The sequence below is a fragment of the Meridianimaribacter sp. CL38 genome (assembly GCF_004328055.1).
GTDB lineage: Bacteria > Bacteroidota > Bacteroidia > Flavobacteriales > Flavobacteriaceae > Gaetbulibacter_B > Gaetbulibacter_B jejuensis.
This window is the reverse complement of sequence record NZ_QKWS01000001.1, coordinates 1074715-1093496: the sequence shown is the minus strand read 5'-3', so window position 1 is coordinate 1093496 and position 18782 is coordinate 1074715. Positions and strand designations below refer to the sequence as shown.

The 18782-nt window shown below is 33.0% G+C and carries 19 protein-coding genes; 12 read left to right on the top strand and 7 right to left on the bottom strand.

The window, feature by feature from the left end:
• From DMZ43_RS04985 to DMZ43_RS04975, 3 genes are all read left to right on the top strand, one after another.
• Nucleotides 1-1329, top strand: a complete 1329-nt coding sequence (locus tag DMZ43_RS04985) for a pitrilysin family protein (RefSeq protein ID WP_131506474.1) — start codon at nt 1-3, stop codon at nt 1327-1329.
• Between the two features lie 22 nt (nt 1330-1351).
• Complete coding sequence (locus DMZ43_RS04980; RefSeq protein WP_131506473.1) at nt 1352-3409, top strand: pitrilysin family protein; 2058 nt, start codon at nt 1352-1354, stop codon at nt 3407-3409.
• Between the two features lie 176 nt (nt 3410-3585).
• On the top strand, nt 3586-3975 hold the full coding sequence (locus tag DMZ43_RS04975) for a heavy metal-associated domain-containing protein (RefSeq protein WP_131506472.1): 390 nt from the start codon (nt 3586-3588) through the stop codon (nt 3973-3975).
• A 62-nt stretch (nt 3976-4037) separates the two neighbouring features.
• Here the strand turns inward: DMZ43_RS04975 and DMZ43_RS04970 are convergent, their stop codons facing one another.
• Nucleotides 4038-4577 (bottom strand): YciI family protein, encoded by a 540-nt coding sequence (locus tag DMZ43_RS04970; protein ID WP_131506471.1) that lies wholly within the window; start codon nt 4575-4577, stop codon nt 4038-4040.
• A complete protein-coding gene (locus DMZ43_RS04965; RefSeq protein WP_131506470.1) occupies nt 4574-5047 on the bottom strand; it encodes a CYTH domain-containing protein in 474 nt (157 codons plus the stop codon). The genes DMZ43_RS04970 and DMZ43_RS04965 overlap by 4 nt, the downstream gene beginning before the upstream one ends.
• A 90-nt stretch (nt 5048-5137) precedes the next feature.
• Here DMZ43_RS04965 and dinB point away from each other — a divergent pair, with 90 nt between their 5' ends.
• From dinB to DMZ43_RS04945, 4 genes are all read left to right on the top strand, one after another.
• On the top strand, nt 5138-6247 hold the full coding sequence (gene dinB, locus DMZ43_RS04960; protein ID WP_131506469.1) for a DNA polymerase IV: 1110 nt from the start codon (nt 5138-5140) through the stop codon (nt 6245-6247).
• Nucleotides 6248-6403: 156 nt separating this feature from the next.
• Nucleotides 6404-7240, top strand: coding sequence for a hypothetical protein (locus DMZ43_RS04955; protein ID WP_131506468.1), 837 nt, complete (start codon nt 6404-6406; stop codon nt 7238-7240).
• 422 nt (nt 7241-7662) lie between these two features.
• A complete protein-coding gene (locus DMZ43_RS04950; protein ID WP_131506467.1) occupies nt 7663-8115 on the top strand; it encodes a hypothetical protein in 453 nt (150 codons plus the stop codon).
• A gap of 165 nt (nt 8116-8280) precedes the next feature.
• On the top strand, nt 8281-8757 hold the full coding sequence (locus DMZ43_RS04945; protein WP_131506466.1) for a hypothetical protein: 477 nt from the start codon (nt 8281-8283) through the stop codon (nt 8755-8757).
• A 197-nt stretch (nt 8758-8954) separates the two neighbouring features.
• Here DMZ43_RS04945 and pyk read toward each other — a convergent pair whose 3' ends face one another.
• The 5 genes from pyk to DMZ43_RS04920 form a co-directional block, all read right to left on the bottom strand.
• Nucleotides 8955-10397 carry a pyruvate kinase gene (pyk, locus tag DMZ43_RS04940; protein ID WP_131506465.1) on the bottom strand — a complete coding sequence of 481 codons (1443 nt, stop codon included), beginning with the start codon at nt 10395-10397 and terminating at the stop codon, nt 8955-8957.
• A 3-nt stretch (nt 10398-10400) separates the two neighbouring features.
• Nucleotides 10401-10880 (bottom strand): IPExxxVDY family protein, encoded by a 480-nt coding sequence (locus DMZ43_RS04935; RefSeq protein ID WP_131506464.1) that lies wholly within the window; start codon nt 10878-10880, stop codon nt 10401-10403.
• A 115-nt stretch (nt 10881-10995) separates the two neighbouring features.
• Nucleotides 10996-11742 carry a ribonuclease III gene (gene rnc, locus DMZ43_RS04930; protein WP_129759884.1) on the bottom strand — a complete coding sequence of 249 codons (747 nt, stop codon included), beginning with the start codon at nt 11740-11742 and terminating at the stop codon, nt 10996-10998.
• 7 nt (nt 11743-11749) lie between these two features.
• Nucleotides 11750-13000: a beta-ketoacyl-ACP synthase II gene (fabF, locus tag DMZ43_RS04925; protein ID WP_129759883.1), complete on the bottom strand. Its 1251-nt coding sequence runs from the start codon at nt 12998-13000 to the stop codon at nt 11750-11752.
• 13 nt (nt 13001-13013) lie between these two features.
• Nucleotides 13014-13247, bottom strand: a complete 234-nt coding sequence (locus tag DMZ43_RS04920) for an acyl carrier protein (protein WP_008269813.1) — start codon at nt 13245-13247, stop codon at nt 13014-13016.
• 184 nt (nt 13248-13431) lie between these two features.
• Here DMZ43_RS04920 and purN point away from each other — a divergent pair, with 184 nt between their 5' ends.
• Genes purN through DMZ43_RS04895 form a run of 5 tightly spaced genes read left to right on the top strand, consistent with a single transcriptional unit; the run spans nt 13432 to nt 18292 of the window.
• Complete coding sequence (gene purN, locus DMZ43_RS04915; protein ID WP_131506463.1) at nt 13432-13998, top strand: phosphoribosylglycinamide formyltransferase; 567 nt, start codon at nt 13432-13434, stop codon at nt 13996-13998.
• A gap of 10 nt (nt 13999-14008) precedes the next feature.
• Nucleotides 14009-14704 (top strand): cyclase family protein, encoded by a 696-nt coding sequence (locus tag DMZ43_RS04910; protein WP_131506462.1) that lies wholly within the window; start codon nt 14009-14011, stop codon nt 14702-14704.
• A gap of 6 nt (nt 14705-14710) precedes the next feature.
• A complete protein-coding gene (locus DMZ43_RS04905; protein WP_131506461.1) occupies nt 14711-15352 on the top strand; it encodes a viroplasmin family protein in 642 nt (213 codons plus the stop codon).
• A 56-nt stretch (nt 15353-15408) separates the two neighbouring features.
• Nucleotides 15409-16335, top strand: coding sequence for a PfkB family carbohydrate kinase (locus DMZ43_RS04900; RefSeq protein ID WP_131506460.1), 927 nt, complete (start codon nt 15409-15411; stop codon nt 16333-16335).
• Between the two features lie 58 nt (nt 16336-16393).
• Nucleotides 16394-18292, top strand: a complete 1899-nt coding sequence (locus tag DMZ43_RS04895; RefSeq protein ID WP_131506459.1) for an amidophosphoribosyltransferase — start codon at nt 16394-16396, stop codon at nt 18290-18292.
• Nucleotides 18293-18782: the final 490 nt, after the last annotated feature.

The following is an 18782-nucleotide window of genomic DNA, read 5'->3' as shown; positions in this document are numbered from 1 at the left end:
ATGAAAAAAAGCTTATTTACTTTAGCTGCATTTGTATTAGCTGGTTTTGCTACATCTGCACAAGAAGTTGAATTTGAAGAATTTGATCTAGATAACGGATTGCACGTTATTTTGCATCAAGATAATACTGCTCCAGTTGTTATCACCTCAGTTATGTACAACGTAGGTGGAAAAGATGTTGGAGGAACTCCTGATGCACCTCGTACAGGGTTTGCTCACTTTTTTGAGCACCTTTTATTTGAAGGGTCTGAAAACATTGAGCGTGGGGAATTTATGAAAATTATTCCTGCAAATGGTGGTACATTTAATGCTAATACTTCTCAAGACAGAACGTACTACTATGAAATTTTTCCTTCAAATAAATTGGAGTTAGGGTTATGGTTAGAGTCTGAAAGAATGCTTCATCCAGTTATTGACCAGGTAGGTGTTGATACTCAAAACGAAGTTGTAAAAGAAGAAAAGCGCCAACGTTATGATGCTCCTTATGGTGGAATTTTAGAGGCTATTGGATCTAACTTGTTTAAAGTTCACCCATACAAAGACCCAAATATTGGCTACATGGAAGATTTAGACGCTTCTACTTTAGAAGAGTTTAATCAATATTTCAAAGATTATTATGGACCAAATAATGCGGTTTTAGTTGTTGCTGGAGACATTGACATTAATAAAACCAAGAAAATGGTTAGCGATTATTTTAGTGAAGTAAAAAGAGGTCCTGAAGTAGTAAGAAACTTCCCTAAAGAAACTCCAATTACTGAAACTATCAAAGCTCAAGCATTTGACAAAAATATCCAAGTACCAGCAATTATAGCTACTTATAGAACTCCTGGTTTTGGAACAAGAGATGCTTATGTTTTAGACATGATTTCTTCTTACTTAAGTGGAGGGAAAAGTTCTGTATTGTACAAAAAGTTGGTTGACGAACAAAAACAAGCTTTAGCTGTACAAGCTGTAAACCTTGGTCAAATGGATTACAGTGTATTTGCCTTATTTGCTATTCCATTAGGAGAAGTTGATTTAACAACACTTTTAACTGAAATGGATGAGGAAATTGCTGTAATGCAAACTGAATTAATCTCTGAGCGTGATTACCAAAAACTTATCAATCAATTTGAAAATCAATTTGTAAACTCTAACTCAAGTATTGCAGGTATTGCAAGCTCATTAGCTACATACTACCTACTTTATGGAGATGTAAATTTAATCAATAAAGAAATTGATATTTACAGATCAATTACTAGAGAAGAAATTCGTGATGTGGCAAAAAAATATCTTAGCCCTAATCAGCGTGTAGAATTGGAATACTTACCTCAAAAAGACGAAAACTAAGATGAAAACGATATATAATAACATGAAAACAAAACTATCTGTATTAATTGTACTGTTTTTTGTGACAGTAAGTGTTACTGCTCAAATTGACCGTTCTAAGCCACCTAAAGCAGGACCAGAACCAAAAATTTCGTTGGAAGTTCCTAGTGAGTTTGAATTAAAAAACGGATTAAAAGTATTGGTTGTTGAAAATCATAAATTACCAAGAGTATCGTATTCATTACGTATTGACAACAACCCAATAGCTACTGGTCAAAAAGCAGGTGTAGAAAGCATCTTAGGAAGCATGTTAGGAAATGGTACTACTTCTATTTCTAAAGATGAGTTTAATGAAGAAATAGACTTTTTAGGTGCTAGTCTTAACTTTGGGTTTAGTGGTGGATTCGCTAGCTCTTTATCAAAATATTCTGATCGTGTTTTAGAATTAATGGCAGATGCTGCAATTAATCCTTTATTAACTGAAGAGGAGTTTGAAAAAGAAAAAGTAAAACTAATTGAAAGCCTAAAACAAGAAGAAAAAAGTATTGACGCTATTAGTAGTCGTGTACGTAACGTATTAGCTTATGGAAAAAATCATGCTTATGGTGAATACATAACAGAAGAAACTATTAACAATATAACTTTTGGAGATGTAGTTGCTTTTTATGAAAAGTACTTTAATCCTAACAACGCTTATTTAGTTGTTATAGGTGATATTGACTACAGAACTATTAAAAAGCAAATTGAAGCTCACTTTGATGGATGGGAAAAATCTATTGACGTTTCTAATAAAGTCCTTCCCGCTGCTCCAAATGCGCAATACACTCAAATCAATTTTGTAGATTTCCCAACAGCTACACAATCAAGCATTACTGTAACTAACAATGTTGATTTAAAAATGAATGATAAAGATTATCATGCAGCTTTAATTGCAAACAACATCTTAGGTGGTGGTGGAGAAGGTTATTTGTTTAAAAACCTTCGTGAAGAGCATGGATATACTTATGGAGCTTACTCTAGTCTTGGAGCTAGCAGATATGGTTTAGGACGTTTCAACGCTTCTGCTAAAGTTAGAAACATGGTAACTGATAGTGCTGTAGTTGAAGCATTAAAAGAAATCAATCGTATTAAAACTGAACCTGTAGACCCACAAACACTTAGAGACGCTAAGGCAAAATATGTTGGTAACTTTATTATGGGATTAGAGCAACCACAAACTGTGGCTAACTATGCTTTAAACATCAAGTTAAACAACTTACCTAAAGATTTTTATACTACTTATCTTCAAAAAATCAACGATGTAACTGTTGAAGATGTACAAAGAGTATCTAACAAATACTTTAAAACTGAAAATGCTCGTGTAGTAGTTGTAGGTAAAGGAAGTGATGTTTTAGAAAACCTTGAAAAAACAGGTATTCCAATTAAATATTACGATGCATATGCAAACCCTGTTGAAAAACCAACCTATGATGTAGCAATGCCTGAAGGTGTAGATGTCAAAAAAGTTATTAATGACTATTTAGAAGCTGTAGGTGGAAAAGCAAAAATTGAATCTACTAACTCTATATTAGTCTCTTACGAAGCATCAGCAATGGGAGCAACTATTGTAAGTGAAGAAAAACGTCTTGATGGAAAAGCTTCTCAAAGCATTTCTATGAATGGTAGCCCTATGATGGCTGTTGTAATGACTCAAGAAAAAGTTACAATGAACAAAAACCCATTACCAGAAAATATGGCTAAAGACATGAGCATTATGGCTGGTTTATTCCCAGAATTAAATATGCTTAATGCTGATAATGTAAAATTAGCTGGAATTGAGTCTATTGATGGTAAAGATGCTTATAGAGTTGAAGTTTCAGGAGAAGTAATTTCTCTAGCGTATTTTTATGATGTTGAAACTGGATTAAAAGTTAAAGAGATTCAAACAACTAATATGCAAGGTCAAACTCAAAGTCAAGAAACAGATTTAAAAGACTACCAGTTAATTGAAGGATTAAAGTTTCCTGGAGTTAGATCTGGAAGTCAAATGGGACAAGTTATTGAGTTTAAACTTAAAGAAGTTAAAATCAACGAAGGTGTATCTGATGCTGATTTTGACTAATTAAGTCTTTAAATAATTTTTTAAAAACCGAAGTTTATACACTTCGGTTTTTTTTATGCAATATTGCTGTAAATCACAAAATTCGTTAATTATTTCACTAAAAACAGCAATATTTATTAGATTTGTTTCAGATTAAAATTCACTAAATACCCTAAAGGAGAAAAATTTAATTCATTATGAAAACAATAAAAAATATATTAGTTGTCTCTGTTTTAGCACTTTTTATAGTGTCTTGTAAAAACGATGCAAAACCTGAAGTTAAAACTGTAGATACCAATGTTGAAGAAACTTCAGTAAAATTAGACCCAAATGCTACTTATGCAAAAGCAGAATTTGGTATTGAAGGAATGACATGTGCTATTGGTTGTGCAAAAACCATCGAAAAGAAACTTGCTAAAATGGAAGGTGTAAAATCTGCTACTGTAGATTTTGACAAGCATTTAGCAATGGTTGAGTATGACGAAGCTAAAGTTACCACAAGCTCTTTAGAAGAAGCGGTTACTAAAGCTGGTGATATGTATAAAGTTAATAATATGAAAACGGTTGAATCGTTCTCAAACAAATAAAAAGGTTAGTTACTAACTGCAATTAAATAAAAAAGCCACTCATTTTTGAGTGGCTTTTTTTATTATCGTAAAGGAAACCCTTTTGCTGCCCACCAAGGATGGATTTCAATTTCCAGTCGTCCTGCTTGTACCATTGGATCTGCATTTGCTAAACTGTCGGCCATTTTTTGTGTTGGCACATTATATATGGTAATACCTCTTATATCTCCATCGTCACCAAAAGGTCCTGAAATATCAGCATAACCTAAATCGTACATTTTTTGTAAATGTGCTAAATGCTCTTCTTGTAAAATTGCAGCTTCCTCTTCATTTTGATTTCGTATTGTACCTCGCTTTAAAAAAGCAATAAAATACTGTTGCATGATTATAGTGTCTTGCGTTTTTTCATCAACATAATCAAAGGTCTTAAACCCTTTTTCAGCAAGTTCATTTTTTAACTCACTAATAGACTTTTCAGGTGTTGCCTCTTCCTTTACTTCAATTACGATTGAGTCCTCAACAACTTCAATAGGTTCTTCTATTTCAGTAGTGGTTTGTTTAGGTTCTTCTTTGCATGCAACATATAATAATGCTACAACGCACAATAGTAATAGTCTTTTCATAACTTCCAGGTGTTGTATGGTTTTTTGCTTATTTGTGAATTATAATATTTAATATCTCCTGTTACTTCTTCTCCTAACCAATCGGGTTTTTCAAAATGTTCATCTTTGGAGTTTAGTTCAACTTCGGCAATAATTAAACCTTCATTGTCTCCAAAAAATTCATCAACTTCAAAGATATGTTGTGCAACTTTAATCTCATAACGCATTTTGTCAATTACTCCTTTTTCGCAGAGTTTTAAAAGCGCTTCAGCATCTGTTTTATCGATGTCTTTTTCCCATTCAAAACGCGATAATCCATCACTTGTAGATGGTCCTTTTACAGTCAATACACCTCTATCACCTTTGAGTCTTACTCTAACTGTTCGTGCTTTGTCGGTGCTTAAAAACCCTTGTACTATATGCGTTTTTGAATACGCTTGGTTTTTAAACGCATGAGAAGTTACTAAAAATTTACGTTCTATTTCAATCATAGTTTTGACTAAATGAGCAGGATATCAATTCACGCTTTAAAATACAAATTTTGAGATTCCTGCCTTCGCAGGAATTAGTAAATTTACACTATGCAAAACGATTTACCAATACGAAAGATCATTCATGTAGATATGGATGCTTTTTATGCATCTGTAGAGCAAATGGACAATCCTGAATTAAAAGGTAAACCCATTGCTGTTGGTGGTAGTAGTAAACGTGGTGTTGTAAGTGCTGCAAGCTATGAAGCCAGAACATTTGGTGTAAGAAGTGCTATGAGTGGCGTTAAAGCAAGACGTCTTTGTCCTGAGCTTATTTTTGTGCGTCCGCGTTTTGATCGCTATCATGAAATTTCTAAAAAAATCAGGAAAATTTTTCATGATTATACCGATTTGGTAGAACCGTTATCACTTGATGAAGCTTATCTTGATGTTACCCAAAACAAAAAAGGACACCCAAGCGCAACACTTATTGCTAAAGATATAAGGCAACGTATTTTTAATGAAGTTGGCTTAACTGCTTCTGCAGGAATTTCTATCAATAAATTTATTGCAAAAGTAGCAAGCGACTACAATAAACCTAACGGACAAAAAACCGTGAATCCTGAAGAAGTGATTGAGTTTTTAGAAGCTCTAGACATTAGAAAGTTTTATGGCGTTGGTAAAGTTACTGCCGAAAAAATGTACCAAAAAGGCATTTTTACAGGAAAAGATTTAAAAGCAAAATCGCTGGAATATCTAGATGCACATTTTGGTAAATCTGGGCGTTACTATTACTATGTGGTTAGAGGCATTCATAACAGCGAAGTAAAGCCAAATAGAACCAGAAAATCTTTAGCTGCTGAACGTACTTTTAGTGAAAACCTGTCTTCTGAAGTGTTTATGCTCGAAAAACTAGACCATATTGCTGAAGAAGTAGCTCGACGTTTAAACAAAAGCTCAGTTGCTGGAAAAACCATAACCTTAAAAATAAAATACAGCGATTTTACACTACAAACACGTAGTAAAACCTTACCTTATTTTATTAGTGATAAAAGTATTATTTTAGAGACTGCTAAAGATTTATTATACCAAGACAAGTTGAGCAATTCGGTACGTTTATTGGGTATTTCATTATCTAATTTAAATACTGAAACCTCTAAAAAAAGCACTGTAAAAACACCTGAAAAAGCAGTAAGTGTACAATTGCAGTTTGAATTTTAAGGTATTTGACTTTATCAAAAAAATAGTCGTACTTCGTTTAACATAAGCTAAAAACTAGTCTTTAAGAAAGTTATTAGCTGTAATTTTTTCAAAAACTTAACGCAACCATTTAATAATATTTACATCTATATCATGAGAACCACAAATAACTAAATTATGAGAAAAACATTATTTCTATTACTGCTTAATTCATTTCTCTCTTGTTCTAATGACAATTCATTAGAAAATAATGAAAATATTTTTGTTGGTGATGTCAATTTATTGACTCAAGAGGAGGTAGAGTCTTTTGGTTCAAATAATTATACTGAAATTACAGGCGACTTAAATATTGGTGACCCAGATTTTATAACTGATATAAATAACTTAGGATTTTTATCCTCATTAGAAGAAGTTGGTAATTTATCTATTTCTGTTGATGATTTAGTTAACCTTAATGGACTAAATAATTTAACAGTTGTAAATGGTGATTTTTATATTCGTTCTATTAATACTATGGAAAATTTTAGTGGTCTTGATAATTTAACTGAAATTAATGGTGATTTTAAAATTGTGCGTTCTTTATTTCAAAATCTTACGGGTTTAGATAATCTGAATACTATTAATGGAAATTTAGAGATTTCTTCGGGTTATGCATTAACTTCTCTTTCAGGTCTTTTATTATCAACAATTGGAGGTGATTTAATGATAGAAAACTGTGATTTTCTGACTAATTTATCAGGTGCAGAAACCTTGACAGCTATAAATGGAAATTTATATATTCAGAATAATGATAATTTAACTTCATTAATTGGGTTAGAAAACTTATTAGTAACAGATGATATTATAATTGGAGGTGAAACACAGTTTGGTTGGGATGCACCAAATGAATTATTGTCTGATTTCTGTGATCTAACAAATCTCTTCAATAATGGCATCTATGGAGAATTAGTAATTACAAATAATCTATATAATCCTTCTTTGGATGATATTCTAAATAATAACTGCAGCCTATAAACTATAGCTTACAATTACTGCAATTTATTGTGATCAAAATTCCTGTCGGAATTTCAACGCAATTTTACTGCCTTTCGGCTATTATGGAAAAGGTCTTGAGAATTTTTTCGCAACTTTTTTCATATACAAATATGTTAAACGAAAACCACTTTCTAGCACTCGTCTATGACAAGTTGCTATGTTCCTAAATAAAAAAGCCACTGTAAAAACACCCGAAAAAGTAGTGAGTGTACAACTACAGTTTGAGTTTTAAGGTATTTGAATTTATCAAAAAAATAGTCGTACTTCGTTTAATTGTGATATGGATAATTAAAACTGTCCTTATCTTCAATATTATAGTGCATTTGAGAAAAATGAGGAAATCAATAAGAATTTTGCTTTTATTTTCAATCCTTTTAACAAATTGTAAATCGAGATTGACATTGGATAATATAAAAATTGATAACAATACATTAGTTGTTGTTAATAATGAATGGGTTTTGATTAACCCAAATGATTTTATTAATAAAATAAAAACTGAACCGAATATAGAGCTTGTCGAATTACCTCGTTCTGAAATTAAATACGAAAACAATATTGAGAAAATAATCGGAATAAATAAAGTATCGGAATTTAATACTGAATTAGGAATTGATTATGAATTCTTTAAAGAAATTGACCCTAAAAAATCAATTTTCTATATGATTGACGGAATGCCAACTCACAATTACAATTTTGTCGCTGAATATCTAATTTCGAGAAAAATAAAAGAAATAAATAGAATAGGAATTAATCAAGCAATTGCAATTTGGGGAAAACGAGAAGGAAAAAATGGAGCAATTCAAATTAAAACTTTTGACAAAGGAGACGTTGTGATTCCAATAATAGTAAACTAAAAAAAACACCCGAAAAATCAGTGAGTGTACAATTGCAGTTTGAGTTTTAAGGCGTTTGACTTTATCAAAAAAATAGCCGACCTTCGTTTAACTGTCGATATAGATAATTAAAACTATCCTTATATTTATTATTGTAGGTAATTTAAGAAACTCACTCTGAAAAAAATGAATTACACTTTTTTACTCATTTTAATTCTAATTGTAACTGTAGTTACAATCTACTCGAGTAAAAAGAAAAAAAGAACTACTGAATTTTTAAAATCGTTAGAATCTGAATACCCTAATCGGATTAAAACAAACGGAAAAGTTAAGTTTTCAAGAATACATATTTTGCTCGATGTTGACCTGAACATACTCTATTCCGAAAATAATTTATTGATTTACGGATTTGACTATTATAGACATCGAAAAACAAGGTTTATTTTCCACACAAATCAGAACTTAAAAGACAACAAGGAAAACCGAATTCCAAATTATCTGATTACTAAAATTGACGTAATTGAAAACGAGAAGATTATAATTACGGACGAAAATAATTGTAAAATAACAATTATGTTTAAAAGCTACGGAAAAGAAAAAACGCAACTGAAAGAAGAGAAATTTTTAGAACTGATAAAAAAACTAAATAAAAACTACTGGTAACAACGTGTATAATCTATTACTCGCTTATTGCTAAACCAATAACAAGCTACTATCTCCTAAAATAAAAAAGCCACTGAATTATCAGTGGTTTTTGTTTGCGTTAGCGATTGACGTATTGTTGGAGCTCCTCAAAGAGAGCGACTACGGAAAGCGCAGTGCTACGACGCTAAACGACGTAGCAAACGCCAAAAAATAGTTTAAAAACTACAGCTTGTAATTTCAGTAACTCTTAGTGTGTTTACCATACCTTTTTCTTGTATAGGCATTGCAGCAAGACTTACCAGCATATCTCCTGTTTCTAAATAGCCTTTTTTACAGGCAATAGCGTTTACGTCTTCAATGGTTTCATCTGTACTTACAAACTTGTCGTAAAAAAACGCTTTAACTCCCCAAAGCAAGCTTAATTGCGTTAAAATACGTTTGTTGGATGTAAACACCAAGATGTGTGCGCTTGGTCTCCAAGCCGAAATTTGAAACGCTGTATAACCACTATTGGTCAATGTAGAAATGGCTTTGGCATCAATTTCGTTAGCAATGTGTGCTGCATGGTAACAGATAGATTTTGTAATGTAGCGCTTAGTACGAATGTGTGGTGGCGATTGTGGTACTTGTATAAGTGATGAGTCTTCAACACTTCTAATAATGTTTGCCATTTGCCTAATAACTTGAACAGGATAACTACCAACCGATGTTTCTCCTGAAAGCATTACTGCATCAGCTCCATCCATAACTGAGTTTGCCACATCGTTAACCTCAGCACGTGTTGGCGTTAAACTGGAAATCATGGTCTCCATCATTTGCGTAGCAATAATTACAGGTATTCTTGCTCGTTTTGCACGCAATACCAATTGCTTTTGAATAAGCGGAACTTCCTCGGCTGGAACCTCTACACCTAAATCACCACGAGCTACCATTAATCCGTCGCAATAGGCAACAATTTTATCGATATTCTCAACAGCTTCAGGTTTTTCAATTTTAGCGATAATTGGAATTTTATGCTCGCTATGTTCTTTAATAAGTTCTTCGAGCTGGATTAAATCTTCAGCGTGACGTACAAACGACAACGCAATCCAATCCACTTTCATTTTTATAGCAAAAATGGCATCTTCAATATCTTTTTCAGTAAGTGCAGGTTGCGAAATATTGGTATTTGGAAGGTTAACTCCTTTTTTGGATTTTAACGGTCCACCTTGAATAACGCGTGCTTTTACCTCCTTTTTCTTATCGGTTGAAACCACTTCAAAAATTAATTTTCCGTCGTCCAAAAGTATCCGCTCTCCTGGTTTTGCATCTTGTGGAAAACTATCATAGGTCATGTAAACACGTTCTTTTGTGCCTTCAAAACGTTTTCCGGTTGCAAAAATAATTTCGTCACCTTCATTAACGATGACTTCACCTTTCATTACGCCAACACGAAGTTTTGGTCCTTGCAAATCACCTAAAATTGCTGCATTGTATCCAAACTCTTCATTAAGCTCTCTTATCATTTTTATACGTTGTTCAACATCTTTATAGTCGGCATGTGAAAAGTTAATTCTAAACACATCAACACCTTCCTCAAGCATGCCTTTTAAAACATCTTTTGTACTGGTTGCTGGTCCTAATGTTGCTACTATTTTGGTTTTCTTTCTTTTTGGCATTAATTAAAAAATTAAGTGGTCTTTAGATTTTAGTTGTTCTACATCTACACTGTAAGCTGTGATAACTTGTGGTATAGACTGTATTTTATTGAGAATTATTTTCTCGTTTAAATATTGGGTGTCATTATCTATTTTAAACAGATAGTCAACGTTTTTCAATTCTGGTAATAGGTGATATGTTTTTAGGACTTTGCCTTGAGCTTCAAATAAAGATCCTGTACTTTGCAGGCTGTCTTCTTCTTTTTTACACACGTTGGACATAAGGTTCCAAGTAGTGTATTGTTCTTTGTCTTCCCACTCATAAATAGAGTAAGATGCCGAAAAATACTTGTAGTCTAAATCTTGTGGTTTACGCTCTAAATTTATCTCTAAATTTTTATTAAGAAGATAAGCCAATCTATAATCTTCCAGTCTGCAATGAATAGCTAAAAGCGTGAAAGAAGCATCATAGAAATCGTCAACAAGTAATTTATGCAATGCCATAATTAATCAACTATACGATGTAAATATAGTATAATATAATAATTAAAAAATGAAGTTAACATTAATCTTATCAAGACCTGTTAACGAAAACGTTTGAATTTTTACAAGCGTCTAATTATTCGTTAAAAAATTTGGTGATTTTATTTTGAAACGCAAAAAAAGCACGTTTTGAAGCTTTTTCTTCGGCTTTCTTTTTTGAAGTTGCTCTTGCCTTTGCCACCACTTTATCGTCTATAGATAACTTAACCGAAAAGTGTTTTAGGTTATCGTTTCCTGTGTCTTCATACACATTGTAGTCAAAGGTCTTTTTTTCTTTTTGGCACCACTCAATAAGTAAGCTTTTGTAGCTAATAACCTTACCTTCTAGGGTTTCAATATCAACATGCGGATTAATTACTCTTTTAAAAATAAATTTTTCGCAGTATCTATAACCTCTGTCTAAAAATATAGCTCCAACTAAGGCTTCAAAAAGATTACCATGAATGTTATTACCAAAATTGGATTTTGAAATTTTGCTTTCTACAAAGTCAATTAAATTAAGCTCTTTACCCAATTCGTTAAGGTGTTCTCTACTTACAATTTTAGAACGCATTTTTGTAAGATAGCCTTCATCTCCATGAGGAACTTCGCTAAAAAGATAAGCAGCTATTACTGAGCTTAACATGGCATCGCCAACAAACTCTAGCCTTTCATAGTTAATTGCATTTCCTTTTTTGTCCTTTATATTCATAGAACGATGGGTAAATGCAGTAATGTAGTAGTTCTTGTTTTTGGGTTTAAACCCTAGAATATTTTTTAGTTGCAAAAAAAAATTCCCGTTATCGTTAGAACGGGAATTTAATATGTTACGAATGTAATTCATTCAGGAATTAATCTAATTTTTTAAATAATACACAAGCATTGTGACCTCCAAATCCAAATGTATTACTCATAGCAACTTTAACGTCTCTTTTTTGAGCTTTATTTAATGTTAAATTTAATTCAGGATCAATAGTTTCATCTACTACTTCGTGGTTTATTGTTGGAGGCACTACACCATGTTCTATTGCTAAAATAGCAGCAATAGACTCAATAGCTCCTGCAGCTCCAAGTAAATGTCCAGTCATGGACTTAGTAGAGTTAATATTGATGTGTTTTGCGTGGTCACCAAACACTTCCGAAATCGCTTTAAGTTCAGCAACATCTCCAAGAGGTGTTGATGTACCATGCGTGTTGATATGATCAACTTCTTCAGGGTTTATACCAGCATTATCTAAACAATTTCTCATTACAGCCATTACACCTATACCTTCAGGGTGAGGAGCTGTCATATGATGCGCATCTGAAGACAATCCGCCTCCAATAACTTCAGCATATATTTTTGCACCTCTTGCTTTAGCATGCTCATACTCTTCAAGAATTATTGCTCCTGCGCCTTCTCCTAATACAAAACCATCTCTGGTTGCGTCAAAAGGTCTTGAAGCGGTTTCAGGACTTTCGTTTCTTGTTGATAATGCATGCATAGCATTAAAACCACCCATTCCAGCAATGGTTACTGCTGCTTCACTACCACCAGTTACTATAACATCACAGTGCCCTAAACGAATATAGTTTAAAGCATCAATCATAGCATTGGCAGAGGATGCACAGGCAGATACTGTTGTGTAATTAGGACCCATAAATCCATGTTTAATAGATATGTTTCCTGGAGCAATATCTGCAATCATTTTTGGGATGAAAAATGGATTAAATCTTGGTGTTCCATCTCCAGCCGCAAAGTTTAGTACTTCGTCCTGGAATGTTTCCAAACCTCCAATACCTGCTCCCCAAATAACTCCAACTTTCAATTTATCAACAGCCTCAAGATCTAGTTTCGCATCTGCAATAGCTTCATCAGAAGCTACCATTGCATATTGCGTAAATCTGTCCATCTTTCTAGCTTCTTTTCTGTCAAGAAAATCGGTAGCGTTAAAGTTTTTTAATTCGCAAGCGAATTTGGTTTTGAACTTTTCAGTATCAAAATATGTTATAGGTGCTGCACCACTTTTTCCTTGTAATAAGCCTTCCCAATATTGATCTTTGGTATTGCCTATAGGAGTAAGTGCACCTAACCCAGTAACTACAACTCGCCTTAATTCCATAAATTAACGTGAATTATTTTGCTTCTTCTATATATGAGATAGCTTGACCAACTGTTGCAATGTTCTCAGCTTGATCATCTGGAATTTGGATATCAAATTCCTTTTCGAATTCCATAATTAATTCTACAGTGTCTAATGAATCTGCTCCTAAATCGTTTGTGAAGCTTGCTTCAGTTACAACTTCGTTCTCATCAACACCTAATTTGTCTACGATAATCGCTTTTACTCTTGATGCAATGTCTGACATAATTTTTAAATTTTAAGTTTTAATTAGAGCGCAAAAATAAAAAAACTTTATTTAATACACATCTTTACTTTAAAAATGTGAATGTAATTTACTAAAATTACTTTTAAGTATTTCTATTTTGGCTTCTAATTGTTAATAATTATTCTTTTTTTTGTTTCGAATAATCCTAACATTATATCTGTAAATGAAACGTATTGTAATTTTTGCGTCCGGAAGTGGAACCAATGCTGAAAATTTAATTAAGTTTTTTCACAACAGAGATAATGCGTCTGTTATTCAGGTGTTGACCAACAATCCTCATGCCAAAGTACTAGAACGCGCAAAAAACCTGAACGTTAGCGCTTTATCATTCAACAGAGTTGCTTTCTCAAAAACCGATGATGTCCTAAACATCCTAAAAGCTGCTCAACCAGACTTAATAATACTAGCTGGTTTTTTATGGAAATTTCCTGAGCATATTTTACAACATTTCCCTAATAAAGTCATTAATATACATCCTGCTTTATTACCTAAATATGGAGGAAAAGGCATGTATGGTATGCACGTTCATGAAGCTGTTGTAGCAAATAACGAAACCGAAACTGGTATTACCATTCATTATGTTAACGAAAACTATGATGAAGGTGCTATTATTTTTCAGGCTAAATGTAGCGTAGAATCGTCTGATACTGCCGAAGCTGTAGCGGCAAAAATTCATGAGCTTGAAATGGAGCATTTTCCAAAAGTAGTTGAAGACTTATTAAAGTCATAATACTAAGGCAATGACTGAAATTATAGATTTAAGCCAAGACATTTATGAAGGTATGCCTGTTTATAAAGATTTGCCTCAAGTAAAAATGTCTGTTCATAACACCCACGAAGATTGGGATGGCGATTTTGATTCTAAAACCAAAACGCCTGCTGTACATAAACTAGAATTGGGCGAGCATACAGGCACTCATGTTGATGCTTTAAACCACATGGCAAAACAATATAAAGGTCAGTCTATCGACACAATGCCTTTATCAATGTTTTATACAGAAGGAATTTGCTTAGACCTTTCTCACAAATCTTTTAGAGAATTAATTGAAATAAGCGATTTGGAAACTGCTTGTAAAAAGCAAGGCGTAAGTATTAAAAAAAATGATACTGTATTAATTTATACTGACCATTATAGAAAAGCATTTGGGACGGAAAACTGGAGCAAAGGACCAGGAGTTAGTGCAGAAGCAGCCAGGTGGTTGGGAAATCAAAAAATTGCTGCTTTTGGAGTGGAAACAATGTCTCCAGGTGTTTCAGGAATTTCAAACAAAGAAGTACATCATATTTGTGGTGAATTAGGATTTACGCACTATGAAAACATGGTTAATTTATATAAGTTAATAGGAAGAAAAAGATTTCGTTTTATTGCCTTACCTTTAAAGATTAAAGGAGGAACAGGTTCTCCTGTAAGAGCTGTTGCTGTTTTTGAAAATTAGTAGTTCATGTCCAAAAAAAAGAAAAAATACTACACAGTTTGGAAAGGTCACCACACAGGTGTTTTTGAATCTTGGGATGATTGCAAAGCTCAAATAAAAGATTTTCAAGGCGCTCAATACAAATCGTTTCCCACATTTGAAGCCGCTAAAAAGGCTTTAAAAGGTAATTATTTTGACTACGTAGGAAAAAACAAAACGTTTAAAAGTGAACTTTCTGAAGAACAATTAAAAAAAATAGGTCAACCTAATTACAACTCTATTTCTGTTGATGCAGCTTCTAGCGGAAACCCTGGAAAAATGGAATACAGAGGTGTAGACACCAAAACAAAAAAGCAACTCTTTATTCAAGGTCCTTTTGAAGAAGGCACAAATAATATTGGTGAGTTTTTAGCCATTGTTCATGGTTTAGCTCTGCTAAAAAAGAAAAACAGTAATTGCATAATATATACCGACTCTAAAACTGCAATGAGTTGGGTAAAAAAGAAAACCTGTAATACCAAATTAGAGCGCAATGATAAAAACAAGGTACTCTTTGAACTTGTTGACAGAGCAGTAAACTGGTTAAAAAACAATACTTATACTACTGTAATTGTAAAATGGGAAACCAAAGCTTGGGGAGAAATTCCTGCAGATTTCGGCAGAAAATAATATTCGTTATTTAGAGCTTAAAACCCTATCTTTGCACAAAATTTTGAAATCTCTTTATGAGTAAATTAGTTATTGTAGGTACTGTAGCTTTTGATGCTATTGAAACACCTTTCGGAAAAACCGATAAGATATTAGGAGGAGCAGCAACTTTTATAGGTTTGTCTGCCTCACAGTTTAATGTAGATTCTGCAATTGTATCGGTTGTTGGAGGAGATTTTCCTCAAGAATATTTAGATTTATTATCTGAAAAAAATATTGATATTTCAGGAATAGAAATCATAAAAGACGGTAAAACGTTCTTTTGGAGTGGTCGCTATCATAACGACATGAACTCTAGAGATACCTTAGCAACTGAGCTTAATGTATTAGCTGATTTTAATCCTGTTGTACCACAAGATTATAAAGACGCTGAAATTGTAATGCTTGGTAACTTACACCCAATAGTACAATCTAGTGTTTTGGATCAAATGACTAAAAAGCCAAAACTGGCTATTTTAGACACTATGAATTTTTGGATGGACTCAGCGCTTGAAGATTTACACAATGTTATAAAGCGTGTTGATGTTATTACCATTAACGATGAAGAAGCTAGACAACTAACAGGAGAATATTCTCTTGTTGTAGCAGCAAGAAAAATTCATGAAATGGGACCAAAATATGTAGTTATTAAAAAAGGAGAACATGGTGCATTATTGTTTCATAACGATAGTGTGTTTTATGCTCCTGCTTTACCTCTAGAAGAGGTGTTTGACCCAACTGGAGCAGGTGATACTTTTGCTGGTGGATTTGCAGGTTATTTAGCAAAAACTGGAGATGTCTCTTTTGAAAACATGAAAAACGCTGTTATTTATGGCTCTACACTGGCTTCATTTTGTGTAGAAAAATTTGGTACAGAGCGTATGGAAAACCTCCCTAAAAAAGAAGTTCATCAACGCTTGCAGCAGTTTAAAGACTTAACACAATTTGATATTGAACTAACATAAACCAACGCGCTCAAAACTGAGCGCGTTTTATTTTTGTAACTCACAACAACACAACACAATGAGTGATGCTTTAAAACACGAATGCGGAATCGCACAAATAAGGCTTTTAAAACCATTAGAATTTTATAAAGAAAAATATGGGAGTGCTTTTTATGGCGTAAACAAAATGTATCTCATGATGGAGAAACAGCACAATCGTGGACAAGATGGTGCAGGTTTTGCCAGCATTAAATTAGATACAACTCCAGGAGAACGTTATATAAGTAGAGTGCGCTCTATTGCTCAACAACCTATTCAAGATATTTTTGGGCAAATTAACGATCGTATCAATAAAGAATTAAGTGAACATCCTGAATATGCTGATGATGTAGAAGCACAAAAGAAGAACATTCCTTACATAGGAGAGGTGCTTTTAGGTCATGTTCGTTATGGAACATTTGGTAAAAACAGTGTAGAGAGTGTTCATCCGTTTTTAAGACAAAATAACTGGATGCACAGAAATCTTATTGTTGCAGGAAACTTTAACATGACCAATGTTAATCAGTTATTTGATGGTCTTGTAAGATTAGGACAACACCCAAAAGAAAAAGCCGACACAATTACCATTATGGAAAAAATCGGTCATTTTTTGGATGATGCTGTTTCTAAAGTTTACAAAAAACTAAAGCAAGAAGGTTACAGTAAACATGAGTGTTCTCCATTAATAGCCGAGCGTCTTAATATTGCAAAGATCCTAAAAAAGTCATCCAAAAACTGGGATGGTGGTTATGCTATGGCTGGTTTACTTGGTCATGGAGATGCATTTGTTTTAAGAGATCCTGCTGGTATAAGACCTGCATATTATTATAAAGATGATGAAGTTGTAGTAGTAGCTTCTGAGCGTCCTGTAATTCAAACTGTTTTTAATGTTCCGTTTGAAGAAGTAAAAGAACTAGAACCAGGACACGCTATTATTACCAAAAAATCTGGAGAAGTTTCAATAAAACAAATCATAGAGCCACTTGAAAGAAAAGCGTGTTCGTTTGAACGTATTTATTTTTCTAGAGGAAGTGATGCCGAAATTTATCAAGAAAGAAAAGAGCTAGGTAAACTGTTAATGCCTAAAGTTCTCAAATCCATTAATAACGACACACAAAACACTGTATTTTCATACATTCCAAATACTGCTGAAACGTCGTTTTTTGGAATGATTGAAACTGTAGAAAAACACCTTAACGAAAAGAAAACCCAAGCTATTTTAGATGGCAACGGTATGCTTTCGGCTGAACGTGTTACTGAAATACTATCGGAAAGACCTAGAATAGAAAAGGTTGCTATTAAAGATGTAAAACTAAGAACATTTATTACTGAAGACAGTAGTAGAGACGATTTAGTTGCGCACGTTTATGATGTAACGTATGGTGTTATAAAACCAAATGATAATCTTGTAATCATTGATGATAGTATTGTAAGAGGTACAACCCTTAAAAAGAGTATTATTAAAATGATGGACAGATTAAACCCTAAAAAAATTGTTGTGGTTTCTTCTGCTCCTCAAATACGCTATCCCGACTGTTATGGTATTGACATGGCAAGACTAGAAGACTTAATTGCTTTTAGAGCTATGTTAGAATTATTAAAAGAAAATAACAAGTATCACTTAGTTGAAGAAGTTTATAATAAATGTAAAGCTCAGGTCGATCTTGAAGACAAAGATGTACACAATTTTGTAAAAGATTTATATGATGTATTTACTGACGAAGAAATTTCTGATAAGATTTCAGAATTAATCTCTGACGACACAGTAAGTGCTAAAGTGGAAACCATTTTTCAATCGGTAGAAAATTTACACAAAGCTTGTCCTAAAAATTTGGGCGATTGGTACTTTACAGGCAATTACCCAACTGCTGGAGGTAACAGAGTGGTTAACAGGGCTTTCATTAATTTTTACGAAGGAAATAAAGAGCGTGCTTATTAAGTAAAAAAACCGAGAAAAAATACACTTTATCCGAAAAAATGCGTTGTTTATCTAAAAAAAATGCATTTCATCTAATATTTGTACTTTGTTAACAAATTACGCATACTTTAGTAAGACCATAACATAAGTAGGTTAAGTTCATGGTAGATTTGGGGCAAAAAAAGGTGAACTCTTGTTCACCTTTTTTTATGCAATTCGTTTAAAATTTCCTTTCACATTTTCATTATATCTCATTTTAAGCTCAAAAAATTCCTTAAACTAATTTTTGTGTCGTTTATCTATTTTATTAACACTTTATTGTAAGTAGCTCTATATTAGTCATCACCATAACATAAGTAGGTTAAGTTTATGGTAGATTTGGGGCAAAAAAGGTGGACACTCGTTCACCTTTTTTATTTTTTCAAAGTAGGTCTTCTCTCAAAAACTTTTTCACCCAATAAAACTCAAAATCTTCAAAACCCTTAGATATATCAACACTTTTAACTAACAA